Source organism: Saccharothrix obliqua, from assembly GCF_019375475.1.
In the GTDB taxonomy this organism is placed as follows: Bacteria; Actinomycetota; Actinomycetes; order Mycobacteriales; family Pseudonocardiaceae; genus Actinosynnema; species Actinosynnema obliqua.
This window is the reverse complement of sequence record NZ_JAHXGQ010000004.1, coordinates 333,316-358,853: the sequence shown is the minus strand read 5'-3', so window position 1 is coordinate 358,853 and position 25,538 is coordinate 333,316. Positions and strand designations below refer to the sequence as shown.

Sequence of the window (25,538 nt, the reverse complement as noted above, 5' to 3'; positions counted from 1 at the left end):
GTGCCGCGCACGACTTGCCCGCAGGCCGTGATCCCGGTCACGTCAGCCGGTGCACTGCTCCGATCGCGGTCCAGCCCTCCCCGTCCCTCCGGCGACCGTGGGAGCATCGCCGGCTGGGGAGGGAGGTCCGGTGACGCGTGAGATCCGGCGGACCGCGAACCAGGTCGGCGACGTCGTCGGCGCTTCGGTGCAGGCGGGTGAGATCCACGGCGGGGTCCACGTCTACGTCACCGAGAGCGGGGCACGGGCTTCCGGGCTGCCCGACGGGATCGCCTCGCTGCTGCGTGCCCAGGTGCGTGCCGCGCGGGACCTGCCGTACCGGCTGCCGGGTGCGCGCCGCCCGTCGTTGGCCACCGTCTACGTGCGACAGGACTTGGGCAGCGGCTCGGAGGAGAGCGTCACCGAGCAGCCCGCACCGATCCTGGACGGGCGTGGTCGGCTGGTCGACGTGCCCGCCGCGCCCGTGGTGCGCCCGGCGGTCCGGCCGCCGACCAAGACCGTGCGGGCGGCGCTCGACGGCGACGACCACCTGCTGATCACCGGCGGTCCGGGCCAGGGCAAGTCCACGTTGTCGCTGCGGCTCGCGGCCGACATCGCGGCCGGCGGACCGGCCACGCCCATCACCGAGCCGGTGGTGCCGCTGCGGTTGACCGCCCGCGAACTCGCCGCCCGGCTCGACCTGCCGTTCACCCGGGCGCTCGCGGACGCCGTGCTGGCCGAGTACGGCGCCCACCTCGACGCCGCGGTCGAGGACCGCACCCTCGGCGGGCGCGTCGCGGGCCTCCGCTGGCTGCTCCTCGTGGACGGCCTGGACGAGGTGGCGGACGCGACCCGACGTGACCGCCTGGTGTCCGTGCTCGCCGGGTGGGCGTCGCCGGAGTCCCCGTACCGGGTCGTGGTCACCACCCGGCCGATCGAGGGCGCGGCCCTGGCGCCGTTGCAGCGGATCGGCGCGGCGCGCTACGAGTTGCAGCCGTTCGACGAGGAGGCGTTGCGTGGTTTCGCCGACAACTGGTTCGACGGCGACGCCGACCGCGCCTACCGGTTCGTCCGCCAGATCCGCCGGGCACACCTGGACGAGTTGGTCCGGGTGCCGCTCCTGGCGACCATCGCGGCGATCATCTTCGAGCACGACGACCGCCCGTTGCCGGACAACCAGTACGAACTGTACGAGGCGTACCTGAAGTACCTGCGCTCCGGGCACACCGGCCCGTTCGAGGAGCACCGCGACGGCCTCCTGGAACACCTCGGCCGCGTCCGCCTGGAAGCCGACACGTCCCTGCTGACCGCCGCCCGCGAATGGCTCCGCGACAACTCGGCGGCGGTGCCCGACCCCGACGACGTCGCGGCCTACCTGACGTCCGTCGGTCCGCTCGCCCGCCGTGGCGACGACCTCCGCTTCCTGCACCACAGCTTCGCCGAACACCTGGCCGCCACCGCCCGCGCGCCTCCTGCCGGACCGCTTCGACCCGGCGGACACCGGTTTCGCGCACCTGGTGCACGCCGCCCGGCCGGGCGAGCGCGGCCGGTACGCACGCATGGTGCTGCTCCACCACACCCGCCTGCACCCGACCGAGGCCGACCGCCTGGTCCGCCTGCTGCACCAGGGCGATTCGGGCCTGCACCTGCTCGCGGCCCGCCTGCTGGCGGCACACGTGCCGGCGGGCGCGGACGTGGTGGACGCGTTCCTGGCAACCGTCCGGGACTGGGCGATGACCACGCAGCACCCCGGCGGCGACATCCTGGCCGAGGCGTCCCGGGCCGCCCACCACCCGGGCCTGCCGTCCTGGTTGGCCGACCTGATGGGCGACGTGAACGCGCCGTGGTCGTCGCGGGTGACCGCGGCGGCGGCGTTGGCGACCCGCCTGCACGGCCCCGAGTCCGGTGCGGCGGTCGCGGTGCTGCGTGGCGTGGTGGACGACCCGGCTGTCTCGTCGGACCACCGCTTGGCGGCGGCGGAGGCGTTGGCCGAGTGCGGCGGGTCCGAGCGCGACGCGTCCGAGCGTGGGTTGCGTGCCGTGCTGGCGGACCCTTGGACCAGCGCGGCGAACCACCGCACGGCGGCGGTCGTGTTGGCGGGCTTCGGCCCTACCGCCCGTGCCCATGCGGTGCGTGCGTTGATGGAGCGGTTGGACCACCCGGATACCCCGGACGCGGACCTGGCCGTGGCCGCGACGGGCTTGATCGAGATCGGCGTTGAGCACTACGAGCGAGCGGCCGACGTGTTCCGCCACATCTTGCGCACCCGGACCAAGGAAGGTGTCCGGGACGCGGCTCTCGGCCTGTCCGCCCTCGGACCACAGGAGGCCGCGGAAGCGGTAGCCGCTCTCACGCGCCTGGCCACCGATCGTGCTCTTGAAATCATCACTCGCGTGCCCGCCGCCAACACCCTGGCGGCGCTGGGCCCGCAGCACCGGGCCGCGGCGGGTCAGTTGCTGGTCGCCCTGGCCGAAGATCCGAGCACCGCGATTCACGGTCACTGGATCATCGCGGAATCGCTGGCCCGATTCGGTCCTGACTTCCTCCGGCCGGCTGAAAGGCTGCTGCGTGCCACGATCGTTCACCCCGAGAGCAACGCCCACGCACGCCACTGGGCGGCCAAGACGCTCTCCGATCTCGGTTCGGAGTACCAGGACGAGGCGGCACAGGCGTACTGGGAAGTGGCGGCTGACCCGTTCGCCAGCGGCTACGACAGGGCGGCTTCGCTTGCGCAGCTCGCGATGTTCGGTGATCCGTACCGAGCGGAAGCGGTCGTGGCGTTGCGCGCATTGGTGGCTGATGAGGTCTCCGACCAGAGCGCCCGGTGCTATGCGGCAGGAGAGCTTGCTCGACTGGGGCCGGAGTACCACGCCGAGGTGACGCGCACTCTGGTGGCGATCGCCGAGTCGAATCCCGAACCGGGCGTGGCCAGGTGGGCTTGGCGCAAGCTGATGGACCTCCGCCCGGACTTGCGCGGGAAAGGGAAGCAGGCCCTCTTGAGCATTGCGCTGGACGACGACTTACCATGGCATCGCAATCTGCCGATGTCTCAGCCGGACACCGACGATGCGCCGGCCACCGGCCGGCTGCTCGCGGCGGCGTTGTCGGACCCCAGTCGGTTCACGTGGTCGCGGGTCGGAGCCGCACGCCGCCTGCTTGATCTGGGGACCCCGCTCCACCGGCAGGCGGTGGAGAGTTTGATCGACCTGCTCCGTTCGGAAGCCATAACGGTTCGTGATGTGGATTTGCTGTCGGCCTATACCTCGCGCGTGAGTCGCCGGCTGCGTGCCCACATCATCGCCGCAGTGAAGGCCGTGGTGCTGGTGCCGGACGCCACCGAGGACCTGATCGTCGCGTTGGCCCACTGCCTGCACAGGTTGGACCACCGAAAAGATCCCGATGTGCTCGCCGCCCTGTCCACCGTGGTGGGCGACCGTGCCGCACCCGCGAGTACCCGTCTGGCCGCGACCGTCGCACTGGCGCGAGCAGTGCCGGCCCGCCGTCAGGACGTTGTCCAGAAGTACCCGGTTGTGTGGGCATTCCGGGTCCGTGAACTGGCCGCGCTGGGTGCTGATGTGGGGCCTGCGTTGTTGCGCGAACTCGACGACCGAGTGACGCCTGCGGCGGTGCGGAGCGATGCCGCGTTTCTCCTCGGCCAGTTGTGCCCGGATCTTGCAGGTCAGGCGGTAGGAGAGCTGCGGTCCCAAGTAGCCGACAAGTGCGCGCCCAACACCGTCCGCGCGGTGGCATACCGCCGGTTGGCGATCCTCGACCCGGCGGCAACCGATGAGGCCGCGGCGTTCTGCCGGGCGGTCGTGACCGATCCGGGAGAGACTGCCGACAGCCGTGTCTCGGTGGCTGATGAACTGCGCCGACTCGACCGGACGGCCGGTCCAGCGGTAGTGGCTCTGCTCAGGAGGATGGCGAGCGATCCTGAGTGCACCGCGGCGGAGCGCGGTTCGGCGCTTGACTCGTTGTTGTGGGAATCGACTGCTGAATCCGGACGGCTCGCCGGCGCGGTCGTGCGGTCGCCGGACGCCGACAGCGCTGTGCGGAGCCGGATGGTGAGGTTGCTCCGGGAGAGTGAGCGATTCGAGATCGAGCTGGCGTTGCTGGCTGACCACACCGCCGCGATCAGTGATCGGCTGCCGGGAAGCGGCTGGCTTGGCGAACGGTGGTTCGTAGCCGAGACGGAAGAGATGCTTCGGGATGTGTTGGCTGCCCCGGAGTTTTCTGTTGAGACCAAGATCGACGCGGCTGCCGCGCTTGGGCGGATCGTGCCGGAGTTCGCGCTCGAGGCCGCAGTTCTGCTGGAGAGGTGGCACCAGTGGTACGAACTCGCAGCGATGGGTCCCGCGTGGCGGCGGCATGCTGTTGAGCTTGCGCGGCAGGAGTTTGATGACTGCGGCCTTCCGTTGCGCAGACGGTTGGCTGCTGCGCGGCTCTTACTTGACTACGCGCCGGAAGAACCGCATGAGGTGCTGGATTTCCTGCGTGGTGTCGTCCGAGTGGATGCGCTCGACATGTTGCGCCGGACGGATGGCGACAGCGCTCTGCGCTCGTTGTTGCATGACGAAACGGCCAGTCCGGCTGTGCGGTGGGCTGTCGCCAACAGGTTCCGCGAGTACGGGGCGGAGGACCGCGCGACGAGTGTCCGGGTGTTGGCGGAGATTGCCGGTAGCGGCACCCGGGTTGCGTTGCGGTGGCGAGCGGGGCGGGACCTGATGGGGTTCGGTGTGCGGGGGCGGGAGCTGGGGGTTGCCGCGTTGCAGGCAGTTGTTCAAGACACCGAGGTCGTGGTTACCGCACGGGCGAATGCGGCTGAGGTGATTGGCTTGCACCGGCCCGATCTGCGTGCCGGGATGGTGCGGTTCCTGCGCACGTTGCGGGCCGACCGGCCGTTGCACCAGGTGGTGGTGCTCAAGTCGCTGGGCACGTTCGCGCCGCACGAAGCGGCGTTGGCGTTGCGGGAGGTGGCGGCCGACCGGTCGGTCGGAGCCGTGGTCCGGGTGCGGGCCGCGGAAGGTGTGGCGGAGTTGTGGCGGGACTTCCGGGAGGCCGCCGCCGTGGTGGTGCGGGAGGTCGCGCGGGACGGTGCGGTGCCGCGGCACGTCCGACGGCGTGCCGCACGGGACCTCGCCCTGTGGAGCGAACTGTGCCGGGACGAGGCGCGGGAGCTGCTGGTGGTCCTCAGCGGAGTTCGGCGGTGGTCAGCAGGCGGATCTGGGCGGTGAGCCAGGTTTCCCGGTCGGGGTTGGCGGCCAGGGCGTCCACGGTTCCGGCGGCGGTGGTGAGGCCGACTCGGCGCAGGCCGCCCGCGACCTCGGTCAGGCGTGCCACCAGGCTCGGCGGGAGGTGGGCCAAGCCGCGGTGGGCGGCCTCGGCGGTCGCGGCCAGGGCTTCGTCCAGGGCTGCCGTCAGCAGGTCGGGGGCTGACCAGTCGGTGTCGCGCAACGTGGCGCCGCCGCCCGCCGCCAGGTCCGGCACCACCAGGCCGTCCGGGGTGAGCACGGCGATCGGGTCGACGACCAGGCGTCCACGCACCCGCCGCAACGCGCCGCTGAGGAACTCGGGACCGGCGGCGAGCGCGGCGGCCAGGGCGTCCAGCGCGCCGGGCGTGACCGATCGGTGCACGGCGGACACGGTGGCCGAGTTGCCGTGCCGGTCGGTGATTTCCGCGATCAACCGCTGCGCGCCCGGGTCGTAGCCGACGCGCCGCACGTCGCCGACCGGCACCACCCGCACGCTCTCCGCCTCGACGCGTGCCCGCACCAGGCGCGGCGGCTGGTCGCGCAGCGACTCCGCGACCTCCGCCAGGTCCTCCGCCAGCACGGCGGCGGGCAGCCCCGCCCACGACCGGCCGACCGGGGTGATCGACGTCCGCGACACGCGGTTCGACGTCAGCCGCACGGCCCGGCTGGCGCTGCGCACCGCCGACTCCGACACCACGCCCGCCGCCGCCAGCACGCCCAGCGTGCTGCCCGCGAGCCGTCGCCCGGCCAGGTCGTGACCGGTCGGGTGCTCGTCCTCGCCCACCGGCCAGCGGTGCCGTAGCACCAGGACCGCCGCGTCACCGGCGAAGAACACCTCGGCGGTCCGGTCTTCGTCGGTACCGCGGACGCGGCAGCCGAGCGCGGTCAGGCGCACCCGCCGCAACGGCGTCTCGGCGGCCTCCTCGGTGCCCAGCACCTGCGACCGCCGCCCGGTCGCGCGGTGCCGGGCGTGCAGCTCGGCGATCAGCTCGGCCACGCGGTGCGGCTCGTGGCGGGCGCTGCGCTGCCGGTGCGCCGCCACCTGCTCGACCAGGTCCGCCACGGCCGCCGCGGGCCAGTGCAGGCCGGCCGCCGCCAGGTCGTCCCGGGCACGGCGCAGTTCGGCGTCCAGCACGGGGGTCGTGTGCACGGCGCCATCCCGCAGCAACTGGTCCGCCAGGTCCAGCACGTCCGACATGTCGTCGGCCCGCTCCCGCCCGCCGCCACCCACGTCGAGCCGGGGCCGCGGTTCGACCAGGCCACGCGCGTCGGCCTCCCGGAACGCCCACACCGCGAGCACCAGCACCTCGTCGCGCTTCGCCGCGCTCGCGTCGGTGTGCACGTAGCCGAGGTCGTCGGGCACCAGGAACCGCACCGTGCACGCCGGGAGTTCCGCGCTCGCCACCGGGTCCTCGGCGGTCGGCCGGACCAGCTTCACCGGGTACCCGGCACGCCACACCCGCCGCGCCGCCGCCACCGCCCGGTCGCCCACCAGCGCCGTCAACGCCTCGTCGGTGGTGTCACCCGGCGACCACGGCGTGAAACCCACCGCCTCCCGCTGCCGCTGGAAGGCGAGCACCAGGGCGATCAGGTGCCGGCACACGCCGGGCGCGCCGCACGTGCACGTCGCCGCGTCCAGCGCGGCGCCCGGCGGCAGGACCGACTCGACGCCGTCCGGGAAGACGCCGCGCACGGTGCCGTCGTCGGCCGGCCGCACGTCCGGTCCGGCACCGGCGTCGAGTTCCTTGGTGGCGCGCTTGACCAGGCCCCGGTTGGCCAGCGCGGCGAGCGCGTCCGGGGTGAGCGCCAGCAGGTCGGTGCGCATCAGCCGAGCCTCTCCGCGACGAACTCCGCCAGCTGCCCGGGTGTCATCGCGCCCACGTGCGCGCCGACGTTCGCCAGCCGCTGCGCCAGGTCCCGGTCGTAGTGGGGGTTGGCGTCCTCGTCCAGCGCGGCCAGGCCCAGCACGTGCGTGCCCTGCTCGACCATGCCGCGCACCGCGCGGATCAGGCGCTGCTCGTCACCGCCCTCGTAGAAGTCGGTGACGACGGCGACGATCGCCCGCCGCGGGTTCTCCACCAGGCCCGCCGCGTACGACACGGCCCGCGCGATGTCCGTGCCGCCGCCCAGCTGCACCTTCATCAGCAGCTCGACCGGGTCGGTGACGTCGGAGGTCAGGTCGACCACGGTGGTGTCGAACGCGATCAGGTGCGTCTTGAGGCCCGGCAAGCCCCACAGGCACGCGGCGGTCACCGCCGAGTGGATCACCGAACCCGCCATCGAACCGGACTGGTCCACGACCAGCACGAGCTGCCACCGGTCCAGGTGGCGGCGGGTGCGCGAGTGGAACCGCGGCTGCTCGATCAACACGCGCCGCTGGTCGGGCTGGTAGTGCCCGAGGTTGGCGCGGATCGTGCCGTGGAAGTCGAAGTTGCGGGCCTGCTTGAAGGCGGTGCGCCGCCTGCTGCGCGTCCCGGTGAACGACTGGCGCACCTCGCGCGCCAGCTTCCGCACCAGTTCCGCCACCACCGCCGCGACGATCCGCCGCGCCATCGCCAGCACCGAGGGGTTCATCAGGTGCTTGGTCCGCAGCACGGCACGCAGCAGCGCCGCGTTCGGCTCGATCCGCTCCAGCACCGCCGGGTCGGTCACCACCTCGGTGATGCCGTACCGCTCGACGGCGTCGCGCTCCAGCCGTTCGACGGTCTCCTTGGGGAACAGCCGGTGGATGTCGTCCAGCCAGTCCACCGCGGTCAACGCCGACTCCTCCGCGCCGCCGCGCCGCACGTCCCGCCGCGACAGCTCCGGGTCCCGCCCGTACAGCCAATCCAACGCGGCGTCCCGCCCCCGCGCGTCGTCCGGGAGCTGTCCCGTGTGCCGGCTCGCGGGTTCACCCAGGATCAACCGCCAGCGCTCCAACCCCGTCACGCCAACCCCTCCCGCGCCAGCACCCGGTCCACCGCCGCCTCCACCGCTCCCGCCTCCGCCACCAGCACCGGGTCGACCGGCGTGCGCAGCAGGGCGCGTGCCGAGCCCGTCACGCCACGCAGCTCCAGCAGCATCCGCGCGATCGCCTCCCGCTCGGCGGGCGGGAAGAACGCGAACGCCTGCCGCAACGCGGGCAGCGCCACCAGGAACTCGTCCTCGGTCAGCGCGTCGACCACCTCGTCCAGCACGCCCACCACACCACCGGCGGTCAGCACCTCGTCACGGGCCAGGGCGAACAACCCGGCCAGCCAGTCACCCATGGTGGCGGGCGCGGCCATGCCGCGGACCGCGCCCGCCGCGTCCACGGGGCAACCCAGCGACCAGCCGAACCCGAACGCCGCGCCACGCAGGTCCGGCGGCACCCGCCGGTCGGCGCTGACCCGGCTCAGCACGGCCACCGCCTCGGGCACCCCCGTGGTGACGACCGGACCGGCGTGCCGCACCGCGTCCCGCACCGCGACGATCGCCCGCAGCCGACCCGGTTCGGCCGGCGCCGGACCCCCGTGCACGCCCTCGGCGAGCCACAGCAGCCGGGTCACGGCCGCGTCGACCACCGCGCCCAGCGCGGGACTGCCCGCCGTGCCCAGCAGCCGGTCGTGCCGCCACAGGCTGAGCACGTCGGCCAGCACGCGCCCCAGTGCGACGAGGTCGCCCACCCGGCCGACCTCGTCGGCGAGGAGCGCGAGGACCCGTTCCGCGCCGACACCGCACAGGGCGGCGTCGAACAACACCGCCGACAGCTCCGCGACGTCCGCGCCGGGCAGCCGCGCGGCGAGCTTCGCGCCCGCCGCGTCGCTCGCCGTCGCACCGTGCGCGGCGGCCTCGATCAACGCGGGCACCCGGTGGTCGTCCGGGCGAAGCAGCCACCGCTCGCGCGGCTCCGGGTCGCCGCCGCCACGCGGGCCGGTTTCCCGGGCGAAGCCCGGCACGCCCAGCACCCGCAGCCGGTGCAGCAGCCGCGAGCGGTCGAGGTCGACGGGGTCGGCGAGGTCCAGCCCCACCAGCCCCGCGCCGTCCAACCCGGCCGCGAGGAGTTCCGCCTGCACGGCCGCGACCAGCGGTGGGGCCGGGGTGTCGGCGTGCAGCCTGCCCACCCGGTCACCGCTGAGCGCGGCGACCATCTCCACGATCGCGGGGTGCGTGCCGGGTTCCAGCGGACCGCGCCGGGCCCACGGCGGCGGCCGGTCCAGGTCCTCGGACACCAGCGCGCCGGTCAGGCCGTCCAGCACGTCCACCCGCGCCGGGCGGTCGTGCCCGCGCAGCCGCGCCAGCCCGTCCGCGAGCGTGCGTGCCGCGATGAGGTCCGCGGTGGACACCACGACCTTCCGCCCGCGCAGCCGCGTGACGACCGAGCGGACCAACTCGTCCGCCGCCGCGCCGACACCGCGGTGCCAGAGCCAGTGGTAATACTCGGGCGACGGCATCCCGGACTCGTAGCCGGTGAACGCGTCGAGCCTCCGGTGCGAGTAGGGCACCAGGTAACTCGCGCCACCGGTGGACCGCGGCACCTCGGGCCACCCGTCGGCGGAACCGCCCACCTCGCCGCTGTGTGCTCGGCCGGCGCTCGGCTCGCTGCCGGCCGGTTCGCCACCACCGGCTGTCCGGTCGCGGTCGGTCGTGCCGGTGGTCGCTCGGCCGCCGCCCGCTTGGTCGGCTGGTCGGGTCCACCCGCGGACCCCGTCGGCGACGAGGGCACGCAGCGCGGGCGTGTGGAACCCGCCCGTCACCACCAGCACCGGCCCGTCGTCGCGGGCCAGGGCGGCGCGGACCCAGCGCGCCATGTACTCCTCCCGGGCTCGGTCGTCGGGGCTCGCCGCGCTGTCGCCACGCAGCAGGTCGAAGTACGCGGTCAGCCGCTCGGCCAGACCGTCCTCGGGCGCGGCCTCGAAGAGGTGGTCCCAGAGGGTGTCCACGTTGTCCACCGCGAACTCCCGGCACAGCCGCTCCACGGCCTCCGCGTACCGGATCTCCGCGTCGGCGTACCGGTTGTCCCGGTCGGCGAAGGCCGGGTGCCACGCGGGCAGGTCGATGAACCGCACCCGCGCCCCGACCTCCCGGCCCGCGGTGAGCGCGACCCACTCCGGCGAGTAGTCGCAGAACGGCGTCCACGACGCGTGCGCCCCGCCGTCACCCCGGTGGTACGTGTAGAGCGCGATCGGCAACTCGTGGCCCAGGAGCAGTTCGCCGAGCCGGTCGTTGACGTCGGCCGGCCCCTCGACCAGGACGTGCGCGGGCCGCTGGTCCAGGATCGTGTCCCGGACCAGCCGCGCGCACGCCGGGCTGTGGTGCCGGACGCCCAGGAACGTCGCGCCCATCAGCCGGGCAGCAGGTGCCGGGCGAGGTGCAGTTCCCGCCACTGCGCCCCGGTCCGCCGGGGCACCTGCTGCTCCAGGTAGCGGCGCAGGCGGGCCAGGTCCTCGGGGCTGTCCTTGGCGGCCGTGCCCGCCAGGCACTCCACCACGTCGGCCGCGCTGCCCGCCTCGCCACGCAGGTACCAGCCGCGCAACCCGACCGCGTGCGCCACCGACACCGCCTCCGCGGTGCTCATCACCGTGGACAGCCGGTCGGTCGACGACACGCCGCCACGCAGGTCGCGGAACGTCCGCACCAGCACCTCCAGCACGTCGCGCCGCGGTGGCGCACCGACCCCGGAGCGCTCCAGCAGCCTGCCCGCCTCACGCTCCACCAGGTCCAGTTCGGTGGCGAAATCCGCGATGGGGAACACGGTCTCGAAGTTGAACCGGCGCTTGAGCGCGGCGCTCATCTCGTTCACGCCCCGGTCCCGCGTGTTCGCAGTGGCGATCACGTTGAAGCCGTCGCGGGCGAACACCATGCCGTCCGGCCCGGTCAGCTCGGGTATCGCCACGACCCGCTCGGACAGCAGCGACAACATGCAGTCCTGCACCTCCAGGGGGCAGCGGGTGATCTCCTCGAACCGCACCACCTTGCCCTCGGCCATGCCGCGCAGCATCGGCGCGGGCACCAGCGACCGCGGTGTCGGGCCCTCGGCCACCAGCAGCGCGTAGTTCCAGGAATACTTCACCTGGTCCTCGGTGGTGGCCGCGCCGCCCTGGACGGTCAACGTCGACTCACCGGACACCGCCGCCGCGATCAGCTCCGACAGCAGCGATTTCGCCGTGCCGGGCTCGCCGACCAGCAGCAGGCCGCGGCTGGTCGCGAGCGTCACGAGGCAGCGGTCCACCAGCGACGGGTCACCGACGAACTTGCGGCTCACGTCGCGGCTCTCGTCGCCGACGATGAACCGGCGCGCCGCCTCCAGGCTCAGCGCCCAGCCCGGCGGCCGGTGCGCGGTGTCGTCGGCGCGCAACCGCGCCAGCTCGTCGGCGAACCGCACCTCGGCGGGCGGCCGTTGCAGGTCCTTCTGGTCGGACATCGGGATTCGCCTCCGCGGTTCAGCTCGTCAGGCCGGTCAGTTCGGCGATCAGCTCGGACGCGGTGACCGGGTCGAGCGTGCCGAAGGTCAGCTCGCCGCGCGGGCTCCACGCGCCGTCCTGCTCGTCGTGCACCCAGATCTCGGTGAGCTTCTGCTCCGGGAACTCGTCCACCATGCCGACCGCGATGCCCGGGTCCAGGTTGACCACCACCGAGCCGCCGCTCGGCAGCGGCCGGAGCACCCACGCCTCCATGCCCGCGTCCATCGGCGTTCCGCGTTGCCAGCCGCGTTGGGTGAGGCCGAGGATGCGGCCGGTGGGCACGAAGACGTCTTCGAACCTGGTGAGGCGTTGGGCGGTGCGTTCGGTGGTGGTGAGGTGGTGGACGGGGCGGCCGAGTTGGGGGAACGGTTGGAGGATTTCGTAGTCGGCGAACAGTTCGGCCCAGGCGGGGAGGTCGTGGCCGAGGTGGAGGGGGTGGGCGATGCCGACGTGTGTGTTGTCGGGGAGTGTGTAGGTGTTGTCGTGGACGTCGGCGAGCGTGCGGTCCTCGGCGGGGCGGAAGGAGTGTCCGTCGGTGGTGGTCCACACCAGGCGGCGGACGATGTGCCAGAGCAGGGGGTGTCCGGTGAACAGCTCGCGGAACTCGGTCGCCGACCAGCGGCGTCCCCGCACCATCGCCGCTTCGAGCCGGTCGATCTGCTCGGCCGCGATGGCTCGGACGTCCTTTTTCAACTGCGCGAACCGCTTGTGCTCGGCGGGTGCCAGTTCCGGGTCGTCCTTCGCGCCGGGTTTCGGCAGGTCCTTGCGGCGTTTGCCGGTGTCGTCCACGACGTGGGGCTTGAGTTGCTCGTCGAAGCCGACCAGGAACCGGCGCGTCCCGTAGTCGATGGTGAGCGTCGCCGCGTCGTCCAGGCCGAAATCCGGCACGAGGCGGTCGGCGAGCTGCTCGGCGCTGAGCCCGAGACCGGCCGCGACCGATTCGATCTTCTCCTGCGCCCGCTGCTTGAGGCCCTTGAACTTCGCCTTCACGGCGATGCTGTTGAGCTGCACCAGCGCCACGTCGGTGCCGATCGCGGCCAGCACGTCCAACCCCGCCACGGCCCGCGCGTGCCCGCTCTCCCCGGGCCACGCCTTGATCAGCGGCGCGAGCAGGCGGGCGGTGTCGTCGTCGCCGAGCAGCCCCAGCGCGCCCAGCGCCCAGCCGTCCTTCGACGGCATCCCGGCGCCACGCCACCGCTCGAACAACGCCCACGCGAACTCCGCCAGCGACTTCGGGTCGCACAGCTCCCGCACCACCGGCACGCCCGCGTACACGTCGTCCGGAGTGGACATGGCGAGCATGGTGATCACGTGCCCGACGGCCTCGTGCGGCAGGGCGTGCCGCCGGTCCGCGAGCAGGACCTGCGGCAGCATCCCGGGATCGGCCCAGTCGCCGGGCGAGGGCAGCTTCACCGGCAGCACGTCCAGCGGGTCGACCGTCGTCAGCGCGTGGATCGCGGCCTCCGCCGCCGGTCCGTGCGCACCGGCCGCCGCGACCGCCTCCGCCGGGATCAGCCGCAGCGCGGCCTCGGCGGACCGGCGGGCCGCGCCGGGCGCGCCGAGCGCGGTCGGCACCAGGTGGCGTGCGGCGTCGGCGGCGTGGCGGCGCAACCATGTGATCGCCTCCGCACGGGCCGATTTCGAGCGCACCAGCCAACCCGCCATCAGGTGCGCGACCCGGCCGTCCACGAACGGCATCAGCAAGCCGACCGCCACCGCGGGTCGGGACTTCGCGACGTCCAGCAGCGCGGGCAGGGCGTCGGCCTCGAACCGGGCGGCCAGCAGGCGGCCCCACTGCTCGGCGTTCCAGGTGTACTGCGACCGCCACTGGGCCAGCAGCGGCCGGGCGTCCTCCACCGGACCGTGCAGGAACAACGACATCCGCTGGTGGTCGCTGTAGTGCGCGCTGGTCTGGAGGTGGCGTACCAGCTTCGGCCAGTCCGCGTCGCGGAGCTGGAAGTAGGTGTCCCTGGTGGCCAGCCACTCCTCGCGCTCACCCGGCGCCCACGCCACCCGCGTGTCCCGCGGGGCCTCGATCCCCTTCAGGACAACGGGTTTCGCCACGTCGTGCCCAACCGTCCACGGTGGCCGCACCAGCAGCGCGGGCAGCGTCGCCGGGTCGGCGGCCGGGGCCTGCCGGTAGTCGGCCTCGACCTCCGCCACGACCTGCCGGACGTCCTCCGGCAGCTCGGCCACCAGCTCGCCGTGCGCCCGGACGTGGGCGTGCAACACGTTCCGCACCACGCGGTTCCCGGCGTGCGCGGCGAATCGGCGCAGCGCGCGGCGCGGGAACCGCCGCGCGGCGTCGATGACCGCGCTCTCCGCCGACGGCTGGTCGACGCGGGCCAGCAGCAGGTCGAACGCCTCGTCGGTCGGCAGCACGGCCAGGGTCTCGACCAGCGGTCGCCGTGCGTCGCGCTGCTTCTCGCCGTCCAGCAGGCGGGCGAGGACCGGTGCCGCGGCGGGCCCCACGCCGTCCACGACCGTGCGGAGGACGTTCGTGTTGCCCAGGTTGCAGGCGACGTAATCGTGGTCGAGGACCCGGCGGAACTGCTCCACCGTGCCGATGCTCGCCAGCAACGGGGTCCAGTCGGCCCAGGCGTTGGCGGCGATCGCCTCGTCCAGCACCTCGTCCACCCACCCGGTGCGGGTGGGGACGAGGTAGGAGGCGATCAGCCTGGTCAGGGTGGTGGTGCGGAGGTCGGCGACGGCTGCCGCCACGCCCGCCTGGTCGGGGTGCGCGGCGATCAGGCGGCGCACGCGGTCGAGGAGGTTCGAGATCATGCGGTGACCCAGCCGCCCCGGTGCGCTGGGCGCGAGCCACCGCCTGTTGGCGCTGAGCCGCCTGCCCACGTGCACCTCGACGCGGCCCAGTTCGACGGCGGCCCGCGCGGCGAACTCGACACCGTGGGAGAGCACGAGGTCGTCCGCGATCTGCCGCTGGTCCGGGGGCGAGCCGTGGTGTTGCTCCACCGTCATGGCGACCGCGCACGCCGCGCCGACCGCGTCGGCCCCGCCCGCGAGGTAGGCGTCGAGGGCGGCGGCCAGGGCCGGGTCGGTGCGGTCGTCGGCGAGGGTGGTCGCCAGGCCCTTGGCCTCGGCCAGGAACCGGCGCAGCCGCCCGGCGGCCTTGGGCGCGGGGCGGACGTCGGACGGGACGTGCCCGCCGTGCCGGGGGTGGACGGTGGCGCGCCACTTGGGCGGGAACACGAGGACGTCCTCGTCGGCCGCGGTCGGGATTTCGCCGACGGGGGTGGGGTAGTCGCCGGGGGTCGTGCGGTCGTCGGCCGCCGCGGCCGGCACCGGAGCGGCTGCCGGGTCGGAGGCGGCCGGTTCGGAGGCGGCGGCCGGGTGGGAAGTGCCGCCCGGTCCGGCCGCCGTGCTCGGCGGGCCCGCGGGAGCGGCGCCGGACGTGGTCTCCGCGTAGCCCTTGCGCTCCTTCTCCGCGATCAGCTTCGTCACGTGCGCGGTCGCGGCGGCCTCGGTGGGCAGTTCCCTGCTCTTCGTCTGGCCGCCGGTGCCCAGCCGTCCGAAGCGGACGGTCACCACCGCTCCCGCGCGGTCGACCTCCCAGAACTTGGCGGATGTCGCCGCCACGAGTTCCCACCTGCGCACGCCCGAAACCTCCTGTTGCTCCAGTCCCGGCGGACAATACGGCAGGGGTACGACAGTCCCGACCGGATCGGCGGGGACAATCGCACCGTGCGGTTCGGTGTGCTCGGTCCGGTGGAGGTGCGGTCGCCCGACGGGGAGGTGGTCCCGGTCGGCGGGCCGCGTCCCCGTGCCGTGCTGGTGATGCTGCTGCTGACGCCGGGCCGACCGGTCCCGCTGGAGCGCCTGGTCGCGGGTCAGTACGGCGACGACCCGCCCGCCGAGGCGGTCAACGCGGTGCAGGCGCAGGTTTCGCGGCTGCGCCGGGTGCTGCCACCGGGCTCCGTCGAGTTCACCGGCGGCGGCTACCGGATCGCCGTCGACGCGGACGACGTGGACGCGCACGTCTTCGAGCGGATGGCACGCGACGGTCGCGCGCTCCTCGCCGCCGGACGGGTCGCGGACGCCACGCGCACGCTTCGTGACGCGCTGGAGCTGTGGCGCGGCCCGGCACTGGCGGACCTGCCGCACGGCGTGGCGCAGGCCGCGCGTCTGGAGGAGTTGCGCCTATCGGCCACCGAAGACCTCGTGGACGCCGAACTCGCCATGGGGGACGCACCGGTCGCACGCCTGCGTGCGCTCGTGACGGCGCATCCGTTGCGTGAGAGGTTCCGTGAACAGCTCGTGCGCGCGCTGCACGCGGAAGGCCGCACCGCGGAAGCCTTGACCGAGTTCGAGGACGCACGGCGGCGGCTCGCCGACGAACTGGGCGTCGACCCGACACCCGGCCTGGCCGCCGCCCACCTGGCCGTGCTCCGGAACGAGGAGCCCGTGACCCGGCGTGGTGTCCCGGCCCCGTTGACGGGTTTCGTCGGGCGCGACGAGGAGTTGGCCCGTCTCGCCGACCTGGACGCCCGGCTGGTCACCGTGTGCGGTCCGGGCGGCACGGGCAAGACCCGGCTCGCGGTGGAGTTCGCCGCCCGGACCGCGCCGGACGCGTGCTTCGCGGACCTGTCCGGCCTCACCGCCGGTGACGCCGTCGCGCCCGCCGTGCTGGCCGCGCTCGGGGTGCGCGAGTCGGGGCTGCGGCCGGGCCGCGCGGACCCGGTCGCCCGCCTGGTCGCGGCGCTCGACCGGGACCTGCTGCTGGTGCTGGACAACTGCGAGCACGTGGTGGCGGAGGCCGCCGGCCTGGTGCGCCTGCTGCTCACCCGCTGCCCCCGGCTGCGCGTCCTCGCGACCAGCCGGGAACCGCTCGGCCTGACCGGTGAGGCGTTGCTCCCGCTGGAACCGCTCGACCTGGACCACGCGGTCCGCCTGTTCACCGACCGCGCGGCGGCCGTTCGACCCGGTGTGCCGCCGGACGACGCGGCGGTGGCGGCGATCTGCGTGGCGCTGGACGGCCTGCCGCTGGCCGTCGAGCTGGCGGCGGCCAGGCTGCGGCAGTTCTCGGCGGCCGAGATCGCCGACCGGCTGACCGGGCGCGACCGGTTCAAGCTGCTCTCCCGCGGTGACCGCACGGCCGCCCAACGGCACCGCACCCTGCACGCGGTGGTCGCGTGGAGCTGGGACCTGCTCGGCGAGCGGGAACGCGTGCTGGCCCGTCGTTTCGCGGTGTTCGCCGGTGGTGCGCCACTGGCGGCGGTGGAGGCGGTGTGCGGTGTCGAGGACGCGGACGAAGTGCTCGCCGACCTCGTGGACAAGTCGTTGGTGACGGTCGTGGACGGCCGTTACCGCATGTTCGACACGATCCGGCTGTTCTGCGTGGAACAACTGGGCGAAACCGAGGAACGGGACGTAAGGCGCGCGCACGTCGCCTACCACCTCGCGTTGGCCCAACGCGCCGATCCGCACCTGAGGGGAGCGGAACAGCTCACGTGGCTCGCCCGGCTGTCCGCCGAGCACGACAACCTGATGGCTGCCCTGCGGCACGCGGACCGCGAGACGGGTATGCGGCTGGTGGCGGCGTTGGCCGCCTACTGGTGGTTGAGCGGCCGGCGGGCGCAGGCCGGCGACGCGGCGGCGGCGTTGCTCGTCGGCGACGTGCCCGACGGGTTGGCCGAGGAGTACGTGAGCTGCGTCGTGCACGCGTGGCCGCGCCCGGCGGCGGAGCACTGGGAACGGGCGCGGCGGATCGTCGAGTCGGGTTCGCTGGAGCTGCGGCACCCGTTCGGCGTGGCGTTGTGGGGCATGGTCGTGGGTCCGCCGGTCGACCCGCACGCCGATCCGGGCGCGTTGCTGGGCGAGGACCCGTGGAACGCCGCGCTGGCCGGGTTCGGCCGCGCGCTGCTGCGGGTGTTGGACGGCGCGCCCGCCGCCGGGGAGCGGGACATGGCGGCGGCGTTGGCGTCCTTCCGGGCGCTCGGCGAGCGGTGGGGCGTGGCGCAGTCGCTGGACTGGCTGGCCCGCGTCGAGGGCTGGCGCGGCGAGTGGGACCGGGCGCACGCGTGCTGGGCGGAGGCGTTGGCGTTGTACGAGGCGCTGGGCGCGGCCGACGAGTGCGGCGAACTGCTCTGCCACCAGGGGCGTTGCCTGCTGCGGCAAGGCGAGACGCACGCGGCGCGCGTCGCGTTCACGCGGGCGGCGGCCCGGTTCGCCCGGCCGACCGGCGAGGCGCTGCTCGGTCTGGCCGAGGTCGCGCGGTCGACCGGTGACCACGCGACCGCCGCGGACCTGCTGGCGAGGGCCCTCGCCGAGGAGGAGGGCGGCGCGCGGTGGCGGACCGCCCGGGTGCTGACCGCGCTCGGCAGGCTGGCCGACGACCCCCGGGAGGCGGCTCGTCGGCACGACCAGGCGCTCCGAGCGGTCCGCACGCCGCTGTTGGCGTCGGAGGTCGCGTTGGTCGTGGAGGGGCGGGCGGAGTCGGCGGACGGTGCGCGAGCGGCGTTGTGGTTGGGCGTGGCGGTGGCGTTGCGCGGCACGGCACGTGTCGGCGACCCGGACGTGGCCCGCGTGACGCGGCGTGCCCGGGACGAGATCGGCGTGGAGGCGTTCGCCGCGGCGTACTCGCGAGGTGCGGCGATGAGCCGGGAAGAGGCGCTGACAACCATCGGCCTGTGACTGTCAGCGGACTGTCAGCGCCGCCGACCAACCTCATGGCCATGAAGAACACCACGGTCCTCATCTCCGGCGCGGGTATCGGCGGTCCCGCGCTCGCCCACTGGCTGCACCGGCTCGGCTGCGTGGTCACCGTCGTGGAACGGGCGTCCGCGCCGCGTCCGGGCGGGCAGGCCGTCGACTTCAAGGGCCCCACCCAGCGCGCGGTGCTGGCCAGGATGGGGCTGCTGGACGCGGTGCGGTCCCGGCAGACCGGCGGGGTCGACCAGACCGTCGTGGACGCTTCGGGACGGCGCTTGGCGGTGATCCCCGGCGCGTTCACCGGTGGCGAGATCGAGATCCCGCGTGGTGACCTGGCGGCGTTGCTGCACGAGCGGACAGCGGAGTGCGAGTACGTGTTCGGCGACTCGGTGACATCGCTGACCGAGACGCCGCACGGCGTGCACGTCACCTTCCGGCACGCCGCGCCCCGCACGTTCGACCTCGTGGTGGGTGCGGACGGCATCCACTCGACGGTCCGACGACTCGCGTTCGGCCCGGAACGCGACCACGTGCGGCATCTCGGGTACTACTACGCGTTGGTGGACCTGGGCGACGTCGGCGGCGAGCCGCAGCTCTACAACGAGCCGGGTCGGATGGTGGCGGTCGGCGGGCCGAAAGCTCCGGCGTTCTTCGTGTTCGCGTCGGCGGAGCTGACCTACGACCGGTACGACGTGGCCGCGCAGCGCGACATCCTGCGTGCCGCCTACCGGGGCGCGGGGTGGCGGGTGCCGGAGCTGATGGCACGCGTCGCGGACGCGGAGTCCGTGTACCTCGACTCGATCAGCCGCGTCGAGACCACGACGTGCGTCAAGGGCCGGGTCGCACTCGTCGGCGACGCCGGGTACGGCAACACGCTGGGCGGGTTCGGGTCGGGCCTGGCGATCGTCGGCGCGTACGTGCTGGCGGGCGAGTTGAGCGTGGCGGGAGGTGACCACGTGGTGGCCTTCCGCCGGTACGAGGACCGGATGCGCGGGTTGACGAAGGTGGTCAGGAAGGCGAACGCGGGCCCGTTCCTCGCGCCGCCGAGCGCGTTGCGCATCCGGGCGCGCAACGCCATGTTCAACTCGAAGCCGGTGTTGTCGGCGATGCTGAAGATGACCGACTGGTTCGCGACGGACCCGACCCTGCCGGACTACCCGCTGCCGGTGTCGGTGTGACGCTGGCAGCGGGGTGACGTGGTTCGGGCGGTCCTGTGTCGAGTGCTGGTCCTGCTGGGGTGTCGGTGTCGGCGTGACACCGGCAGCGGGGTGGCGTGGTTCGGCGGGTCCTGTGTCGAGTGCTGGTCCTGCTGGGCTGTCGGTGTCGGTGTGGGTTCGCGCCGGAGTGGCGTGGTTCGGGCGGTCCTGTGTCGAGCGCTGATCTGCCGGGCTGCCGGTGTGGATTCGCACCGGGGTGACGTGGTTCGGGACGTTCGGGCAGTCCTGTGTCGAACGCCGATCCGGGACGCCGGAGTGTTGTTACCTTGCGGCGCATGGACGACAGGTTGGTGTTCTTCCTGGCCTGGTGCGCGTGCACCGGACTGTTCGGGTACTTCGCGTACCGGACGCTCTCCCGGTTGCTGCTCCAGTTCCGGGGCGAGCGCGCCACGGGTTACCTGGTCCGGTTCCGGCAGACGTCCGGGGAGAACCCGACCACCATGGCCGTGTACCGGTTCTCGATCGGGTACGGGGCCGCGTTCGAGTTCGAGGAGGAAGCGCCGTGGGGCTTCCGGGAGAACGATCCCGTCCTCGTGCGCTACTGGCGTCGGAACCCCGGCCGCACCGCCACCACGGTCGGTCGTGGCGGCACCTGGCGGCCGTTGTTCTCGAACCTCCTGCCGCTGGCCGTCACCGGGGGGATCAGCGGTGGTTTCGCCTACGTCCTGTTCTTCCCCTTCTGACGGTCAGGTCGGCACGGCTTCGACGTCCTGACGCGCTTGGTGGCGCAAGCGGGGCATCACCGCCAACCACACGAGCGCCACGGCGCATCCGTAGGCGATCGCCATCGTGAGGCTCATGGAGAACGGACTGGTCCCGCTCAACGACACCAGCGGCGCGACGAGCGGACCCACGGCGAACGACGCCGTGCCGAGCAGCGCCGCCGCCGTGCCCGCGCGCTCCCGGTGACCGGACAACGCGAGCGCCGACCCGTTGCCCTGCGTGCCGCCGCTCGCCAACATCAGCAGCGCCAACGGGATCAGCAGGCCGAGCAGGCCCGCGTCGCACACCACGGCCACCACCATCGCGATGGCGGCGACCGCCGTCGTGGTCGTCCCGATCGCGTACATCCGGGCGGGACCCACCCGGCGCACCAGGGCGCGGTTGACCTGCGCGCCGATGACGGACATGACCGCGTTGACCGCGAAGCAGATGCTGAACAGCTGCGGGCTGAGCGCGAAACTGCCCTGGAGCACGAAGCTGACCGACGCCAGGTAGGTGAAGAACGCCGCACCGCCGCACGCGCCGACCAGCAGGAAGCAGAGGAACAACCGGTCCCGCAGCACCGCGCCGAACTCCCGCGCGCCACCGCGGGCCTGCCGGGCTCCGGGTGGCAGGCTCTCCGGCAACGCGGTCAACGCCAGCACGAACAGCAGGACGCCGATCCCGGCGAGCACCGCGAAGATGCCGCGCCACCCCATCACCGGCGCCAGTTGGCCGCCGACGACGGGCGCCACGATCGGCGCGATCGCGCCCACCGTGGTGAGCAGCGCGAGCAGCCGCACCAGTTCCACGCCGTCGGCGAGGTCGCGGGCCACGGCCAGGGCGATCACGATGCCCGCCGAGCCGCACAGGCCCTGGAAGAAGCGCGCCGCCAGCAGCAGTTCGATGGACGGCGTCACCGCGCACACCAGGGAGAGCACCGCGAACAGCCCGACGCCGGCCAGGAGTGGCCGGCGTCGGCCGTACCGGTCGCTGAGCGGGCCCAGGACCAGTTGGCCGAGGGCCAGGCCCAGCATGCACGCCGACATCGTCGCCTGCGCCAGGCTGTCGCTGGTGTCGAGGTCGGTCGCGAGCCGCGGCAGCGCGGGCATGTAGAGGTCCATCGAGATGGGTCCGAAGGTCTCCAGCAGCCCGAGCACGACGGCTACCCGGCGCAGGCTCATGGGGTCCGCAACACCCGCCGCAGCCACGACGACCGGACCGCCACCGCAGCGCGGGACACCTCGGCGGCGGGGGAGAAGCCCGCGAAACCGTGGTAACCGCCCGCCCACACGTGGAGTTCGGCCTGACCGCCGGTGGCCCAGATGCGCAACGCGTACTCGGTCGCCTCGTCCCGGAACACCTCGGCCGCGCCGACGTCGATGAACGCGGGCGGCAGTCCCGACAGGTCCGCCATGCGTGCCGGCGCCGCGTACGGCGACACCTCGTCGGTGCCGCGCAACGGGCCGAGGATGGCGTTCCACGCCGTGTCGTTGTTGTTGCGGTCCCACGCGCCGAGCCCGTCGTACTGGAGGCTGGACACGCTCTCGTTGCGGTCGTCGATCATCGGGCAGATCAGCATCTGCCCGGCGATCGCGGGGCCGCCCCGGTCCCGGGCCAGCAACGCCACGCCGGCGGACAGGCCGCCGCCCGCGCTCGCGCCGGTCACCACGACGCGACCCGGGTCCACCCCCAGCTCGTCGGCGTGCTCCGCGAGCCACACCAGGCCCGCGTAGCAGTCCTCGACGGCCGCGGGCGCGGGGTGCTCCGGCGCCAGCCGGTACTCGACCGACACGCCGACCGCGCCGTACCGCAGCACGTCCTCGATCAGCCCGTCGATGCCGAAGTACCGGTTGCCGAGGACCATCCCGCCGCCGTGGATGTTGTAGAACGCGGGCGCGCCCGCCGGCACGCCGTCCTTCGGGCGCACGACGGTCAGCACGACGTCCGGCGCGCCCTCGGGGCCGGGGACGACCCGGTCCTCGACCAGGACGGGCCGGTCGCCGACGATCTGCTCGACCGGCGGGATGATGGTCGCGAAGTGCGCCCGGTTGGCGAGGATCGTGTCCGCCCGCAGCGGGATCCGCTCGACCAGGTCGAGGAACGCCGCGAGACCCGGTTCCAGCTCGGGGTCGTACGGGACGGGTCGGTGCTGCCCGGCGGTCACCTCCCGAGCCCCAGGACCCGGCGGAGCCACGAGTTCCGCACCTCGATCGCGGTCTTGCTGAGGTGCCACTCCGGCGCGTACATGTCGAACCCGTGGAACGCGCCGCTCCACACGTGGAGTTCGGCCTGCCCGCCGGTGGCCCAGATGCGCAGCGCGTACTGGGTGTCCTCGTCCCGGAACGGCTCGGCGCTGCCGACCTCGATGAACGCGGGCGGCAGCCCGGACAGGTCGGTGGCGCGGGTCGGCGCGGCGTACGGCGACACCGCGTCGGTGCCGACGGCGTCGCCCAGCAGCGACCGCCACCCGGCGATGTTCGACTCCCGGGTCCACGTGCCCAGCCCGCTGTACTGGTGGCTCGCGACCGTGGTGTTCGTGTCGTCGATCATCGGGCACAGCAGCAGCTGACCGGCCAGTGCGGGGCCGCCCCGGTCCCGGGCCAGCAACGCCACGCCGGCGGAGAGCCCGCCGCCCGCGCTGCCGCCCATCACGACGACCCGCTCCGGGTCGATGTTCAGCTCCGCCGCGTGCTCCACGACCCACACGAGACCGGCGTAGCAGTCCTCCACCGGCGCCGGGTGCGGGTGCTCGGGTGCGAGCCGGTACTCGACGTTGACCGCGACCACGCCGAGTTCCAGGACCAGGTCGAGGAGCCGGGAGACGTCCATGTTGCGGTGGCCGACCATCATGCCGCCGCCGTGGATGTTGTAGACGCCCGGCACGGGCCGGTCGAGACCACGCGGGGAGATGACGGTGATCTCCAGGTCGGGCTCGCCGGCGGGGCCGGGGATGATGCGCTCCACGACGTCCACGGGCGCGTCGCCGACCGCTTCCGCGGCGGGCGGGAACATCGCGGCCATGGCCTGCCGCATACCGGGGATCGTCTCCGGCGTGAACGGCGGCGCGTCGGCGGGCACCACCTGCGCCAGCACGGGCTCGATCTCGGGGTCGAACGGGACGGGGGTGTGGGTCACGGCAGGCTCCTCGCTGACGGGTTGGGAGATCACGGTCCCTCCGGGTCCACCACGCCGCGGTCGGCCCAGAACGGCTCGACCAGGGTGCGGATCTCCTCGGCGCCGACCTGCTGGACCAGGTCGACCGCGGCGAGGTTGTCCTCCAGCTGCGACAGCTTGGACGCGCCGAACAGGGTGGTGACGTTGGCCGGGTGGGTCAGGGTGAAGGCGACGGCCAACCGCGCCGCGCTCGTGCCGAGCTGCCGCGCGACCTCGACGACGCCCGGCGCGTGCTGCTTGAGCGTTTCCCGGATGCCGCCGGGGTCGCGGCCGACCTCGCGCGCCGGGTCGGTGTTGCCGGCCAGGATGCCGCCTTCGAGCACGTCCGACGCCTGCATGGTGAACCCGTCGGCGAACAACGCGGCGAACGGCTCGCCGTCTGGGATGGACCGGCGGCCGATGCTGTACTTGAGCTGGGCGATCTGCGGGCCCGGGACACCGCGCTCGGCGGCGATCTCGCGCAGCCGGCGGATGTTCGTCGCGGACCAGTTGTTCACGCCCCACGCGCGGATCAGCCCGGCGCGGGTCAGGTCGGCGAGGTCGTCGACCAGGTCCTCCAGCGCGATGTCGTCCCGGCGGAGGTCGCCGAGGACCACCAGGTCGGCGACGTCGAAACCGCCGCGCAGGAACGCGTTCTCCAGCTGCGGGCGGAAACCGCGGTCGCCGAAGCCCTCCAGCCAGAGCTTCGCGGACACCAGGTACTCGTCGCGGGGGATGCCCGCGGCACGCATGATCGCGCTCCAGATGACGTCGGTGAACACCGGCGGCATCCCGGGCATCCCGTAGACGGCGACGTCGAACAGGTTGACACCGGCGGACACGGCCTTGCGGATCATCGCGACGGCGTCGGCGAAGTCCATGCGGTCGTAGGTGTGCCAGGAGCCGAGGGACAGCAGCGAAACGTCCAGATCGGACGTACCGACCCGACGGCGGGGAAGGGTGGACAAGGTGGCCTCCTACGGTCAGGGAAGACGGGGGTCGATGACGGCCTTGACCTCGTCGAGGCGGTGCATGGCCTCGATCCGGTCGGACGCGGCGGACAGGCCGACCGGCTCGCCGAACAGCTCCTGCCACGGCATCCGGTCGGCGAACGCGCCGAAGAACTCGACCGCGCGGTGGTAGTCGGCGATGTCGCCGTTGAGCGAGCCGACGACGGTCAGCTCCTTGCCCATCACCGTGCCGAGCGGCAGGGGCGCGCTGTCCGGGCCCGTGCTGCCGACGATGACCACCCGGCCGCGCTGGGCGGCCATGGCGACGGCCTCGCGGCCGACCGACGGCGCGCCGGCGAAGTCCATCACCAGGTCGCCGCCGTGGCCGTCGGTGAGTTCCCGGACGCGCTCGACGATGCCGTCCGAGCCCTCCGCGACGTTCACCGCCGCGTCCGCGCCGAACCGGCCCGCCAGCGCCAGGCGCGAGTCCGGCGCGCCGACGGTGATCACCTTGCCCGCGCCGCTGATGTGGGCGACGGCGGTGGCGAACAGGCCGAGCGCGCCGGAGCCCTGGATCACGACCCGCGAGCCCGGCGTCACGCCGCCCGCGGTGTGGAACGCGCGGAGCACGGTCTTGGCCGCGCACCCGGCCATCGCGGCCCAGCTGTCCGGCAGCTCGTCGGGCAGCAGCAGCTTCGCCGCGCCCGGCACGACGTAGGCGTACTCGCAGAGGCCGGCCGTGGCGAACGGGTGGACGTCGGACCGTTGCAGGAAGCCGTAACCCCTGCGCGAGCACGCGACGGGCTCGCGCAGGACGGTGCAGCCGTAGCACTCGCCGCAGGTCGACTCGGACCAGCCGATCCGCGCGCCGACCGGGACGTCCCGGCCGAGCGCGTCCCGGGTGCCCGGTCCGACGGCGACCACCTCGCCCACCATCTCGTGGCCCAGCACCATCGGGAGCATCCCGGGGAAGCTCATCTTGCCGGACCAGATTTCCACGTCCGTGCCGCACAGCGTGGCGCACGAGACGCGCACGAGGGCCGCGCCGGGTTCGACCTCGGCGGGCAGCGGGAGTTCGGTGAGGTGCAGCGGTTTGCCGTGCTCGGTCAGCACCGCCGCACGGGTGGAGGTCGGGACGGTCATCGGACTCCTTCCGGTGGCGGGAGGCGCGCGCACGCCGCCCGGTGGGTT

15 protein-coding genes are annotated in these 25,538 nt (G+C 73.6%); 5 read left to right on the top strand and 10 right to left on the bottom strand.

What is annotated here, in order from left to right; genetic code table 11:
• Window positions 1-130: 130 nt before the first annotated feature.
• Window positions 131-2,200, top strand: a complete 2,070-nt coding sequence (locus tag KZQ38_RS14980; protein ID WP_219442444.1) for an NACHT domain-containing protein — start codon at window positions 131-133, stop codon at window positions 2,198-2,200.
• On the top strand, window positions 2,121-5,213 hold the full coding sequence (locus KZQ38_RS14975; protein WP_219442441.1) for a hypothetical protein: 3,093 nt from the start codon (window positions 2,121-2,123) through the stop codon (window positions 5,211-5,213). Before KZQ38_RS14980 ends, KZQ38_RS14975 begins: the two co-directional genes overlap by 80 nt.
• On the opposite strand, the gene KZQ38_RS14970 is transcribed toward KZQ38_RS14975, so the two are convergent.
• The 5 genes from KZQ38_RS14970 to KZQ38_RS14950 are packed head-to-tail and all read right to left on the bottom strand — an operon-like array spanning window position 5,170 to window position 15,268.
• Window positions 5,170-7,056: a YehQ family protein gene (locus KZQ38_RS14970; protein ID WP_257901422.1), complete on the bottom strand. Its 1,887-nt coding sequence runs from the start codon at window positions 7,054-7,056 to the stop codon at window positions 5,170-5,172. The two genes, KZQ38_RS14975 and KZQ38_RS14970, sit on opposite strands and share 44 nt — an antisense overlap.
• Window positions 7,056-8,159, bottom strand: coding sequence for a VWA domain-containing protein (locus tag KZQ38_RS14965; protein WP_219442439.1), 1,104 nt, complete (start codon window positions 8,157-8,159; stop codon window positions 7,056-7,058). Before KZQ38_RS14965 ends, KZQ38_RS14970 begins: the two co-directional genes overlap by 1 nt.
• Window positions 8,156-10,534 (bottom strand): DUF5682 family protein, encoded by a 2,379-nt coding sequence (locus tag KZQ38_RS14960; RefSeq protein WP_219442437.1) that lies wholly within the window; start codon window positions 10,532-10,534, stop codon window positions 8,156-8,158. The genes KZQ38_RS14965 and KZQ38_RS14960 overlap by 4 nt, the downstream gene beginning before the upstream one ends.
• Window positions 10,534-11,613: an ATP-binding protein gene (locus KZQ38_RS14955; protein WP_219442435.1), complete on the bottom strand. Its 1,080-nt coding sequence runs from the start codon at window positions 11,611-11,613 to the stop codon at window positions 10,534-10,536. The genes KZQ38_RS14960 and KZQ38_RS14955 overlap by 1 nt, the downstream gene beginning before the upstream one ends.
• Window positions 11,614-11,632: 19 nt before the next feature.
• The gene (locus KZQ38_RS14950) at window positions 11,633-15,268 is read right to left on the bottom strand and encodes a DUF4132 domain-containing protein (protein WP_219442433.1); all 3,636 of its coding nucleotides are present in this window, start codon (window positions 15,266-15,268) and stop codon (window positions 11,633-11,635) included.
• An 87-nt stretch (window positions 15,269-15,355) separates the two neighbouring features.
• Here KZQ38_RS14950 and KZQ38_RS14945 point away from each other — a divergent pair, with 87 nt between their 5' ends.
• The 3 genes from KZQ38_RS14945 to KZQ38_RS14935 all read left to right on the top strand — a co-directional run bounded on the left by KZQ38_RS14945 (window position 15,356) and on the right by KZQ38_RS14935 (window position 20,222).
• Window positions 15,356-18,304, top strand: a complete 2,949-nt coding sequence (locus KZQ38_RS14945; protein WP_219442432.1) for an AfsR/SARP family transcriptional regulator — start codon at window positions 15,356-15,358, stop codon at window positions 18,302-18,304.
• Window positions 18,305-18,345: 41 nt separating this feature from the next.
• Window positions 18,346-19,500 (top strand): FAD-dependent monooxygenase, encoded by a 1,155-nt coding sequence (locus KZQ38_RS14940; RefSeq protein WP_219442431.1) that lies wholly within the window; start codon window positions 18,346-18,348, stop codon window positions 19,498-19,500.
• Between the two features lie 314 nt (window positions 19,501-19,814).
• The gene (locus KZQ38_RS14935; RefSeq protein WP_219442429.1) at window positions 19,815-20,222 is read left to right on the top strand and encodes a DUF3592 domain-containing protein; all 408 of its coding nucleotides are present in this window, start codon (window positions 19,815-19,817) and stop codon (window positions 20,220-20,222) included.
• Window positions 20,223-20,225: 3 nt separating this feature from the next.
• Here the strand turns inward: KZQ38_RS14935 and KZQ38_RS14930 are convergent, their stop codons facing one another.
• Genes KZQ38_RS14930 through KZQ38_RS14910 form a run of 5 tightly spaced genes read right to left on the bottom strand, consistent with a single transcriptional unit; the run spans window position 20,226 to window position 25,490 of the window.
• Window positions 20,226-21,425, bottom strand: coding sequence for a multidrug effflux MFS transporter (locus KZQ38_RS14930; RefSeq protein ID WP_219442427.1), 1,200 nt, complete (start codon window positions 21,423-21,425; stop codon window positions 20,226-20,228).
• Entirely contained in the window at window positions 21,422-22,408 is a 987-nt protein-coding gene (locus KZQ38_RS14925) for an alpha/beta hydrolase (protein ID WP_219442425.1), read from the bottom strand. Before KZQ38_RS14925 ends, KZQ38_RS14930 begins: the two co-directional genes overlap by 4 nt.
• On the bottom strand, window positions 22,405-23,379 hold the full coding sequence (locus tag KZQ38_RS14920) for an alpha/beta hydrolase (RefSeq protein WP_219442423.1): 975 nt from the start codon (window positions 23,377-23,379) through the stop codon (window positions 22,405-22,407). Before KZQ38_RS14920 ends, KZQ38_RS14925 begins: the two co-directional genes overlap by 4 nt.
• Window positions 23,380-23,408: 29 nt before the next feature.
• Window positions 23,409-24,365, bottom strand: a complete 957-nt coding sequence (locus KZQ38_RS14915) for an aldo/keto reductase (RefSeq protein ID WP_219442421.1) — start codon at window positions 24,363-24,365, stop codon at window positions 23,409-23,411.
• A 15-nt stretch (window positions 24,366-24,380) separates the two neighbouring features.
• Complete coding sequence (locus tag KZQ38_RS14910; protein WP_219442419.1) at window positions 24,381-25,490, bottom strand: zinc-binding dehydrogenase; 1,110 nt, start codon at window positions 25,488-25,490, stop codon at window positions 24,381-24,383.
• Window positions 25,491-25,538: the final 48 nt, after the last annotated feature.

What these genes read in the sequence shown, in the direction of transcription:
- KZQ38_RS14910 (WP_219442419.1), bottom strand. Translation starts at nt 25,490, where the DNA reads ATGACCGTCCCGACCTCCACCCGTGCGGCGGTGCTGACCGAGCACGGC.
- KZQ38_RS14970 (WP_257901422.1), bottom strand. Translation starts at nt 7,056, where the DNA reads ATGCGCACCGACCTGCTGGCGCTCACCCCGGACGCGCTCGCCGCGCTG.
- KZQ38_RS14930 (WP_219442427.1), bottom strand. Translation starts at nt 21,425, where the DNA reads ATGAGCCTGCGCCGGGTAGCCGTCGTGCTCGGGCTGCTGGAGACCTTC.
- KZQ38_RS14940 (WP_219442431.1), top strand. Translation starts at nt 18,346, where the DNA reads ATGAAGAACACCACGGTCCTCATCTCCGGCGCGGGTATCGGCGGTCCC.
- KZQ38_RS14935 (WP_219442429.1), top strand. Translation starts at nt 19,815, where the DNA reads ATGGACGACAGGTTGGTGTTCTTCCTGGCCTGGTGCGCGTGCACCGGA.
- KZQ38_RS14975 (WP_219442441.1), top strand. Translation starts at nt 2,121, where the DNA reads ATGGAGCGGTTGGACCACCCGGATACCCCGGACGCGGACCTGGCCGTG.
- KZQ38_RS14955 (WP_219442435.1), bottom strand. Translation starts at nt 11,613, where the DNA reads ATGTCCGACCAGAAGGACCTGCAACGGCCGCCCGCCGAGGTGCGGTTC.
- KZQ38_RS14960 (WP_219442437.1), bottom strand. Translation starts at nt 10,534, where the DNA reads ATGGGCGCGACGTTCCTGGGCGTCCGGCACCACAGCCCGGCGTGCGCG.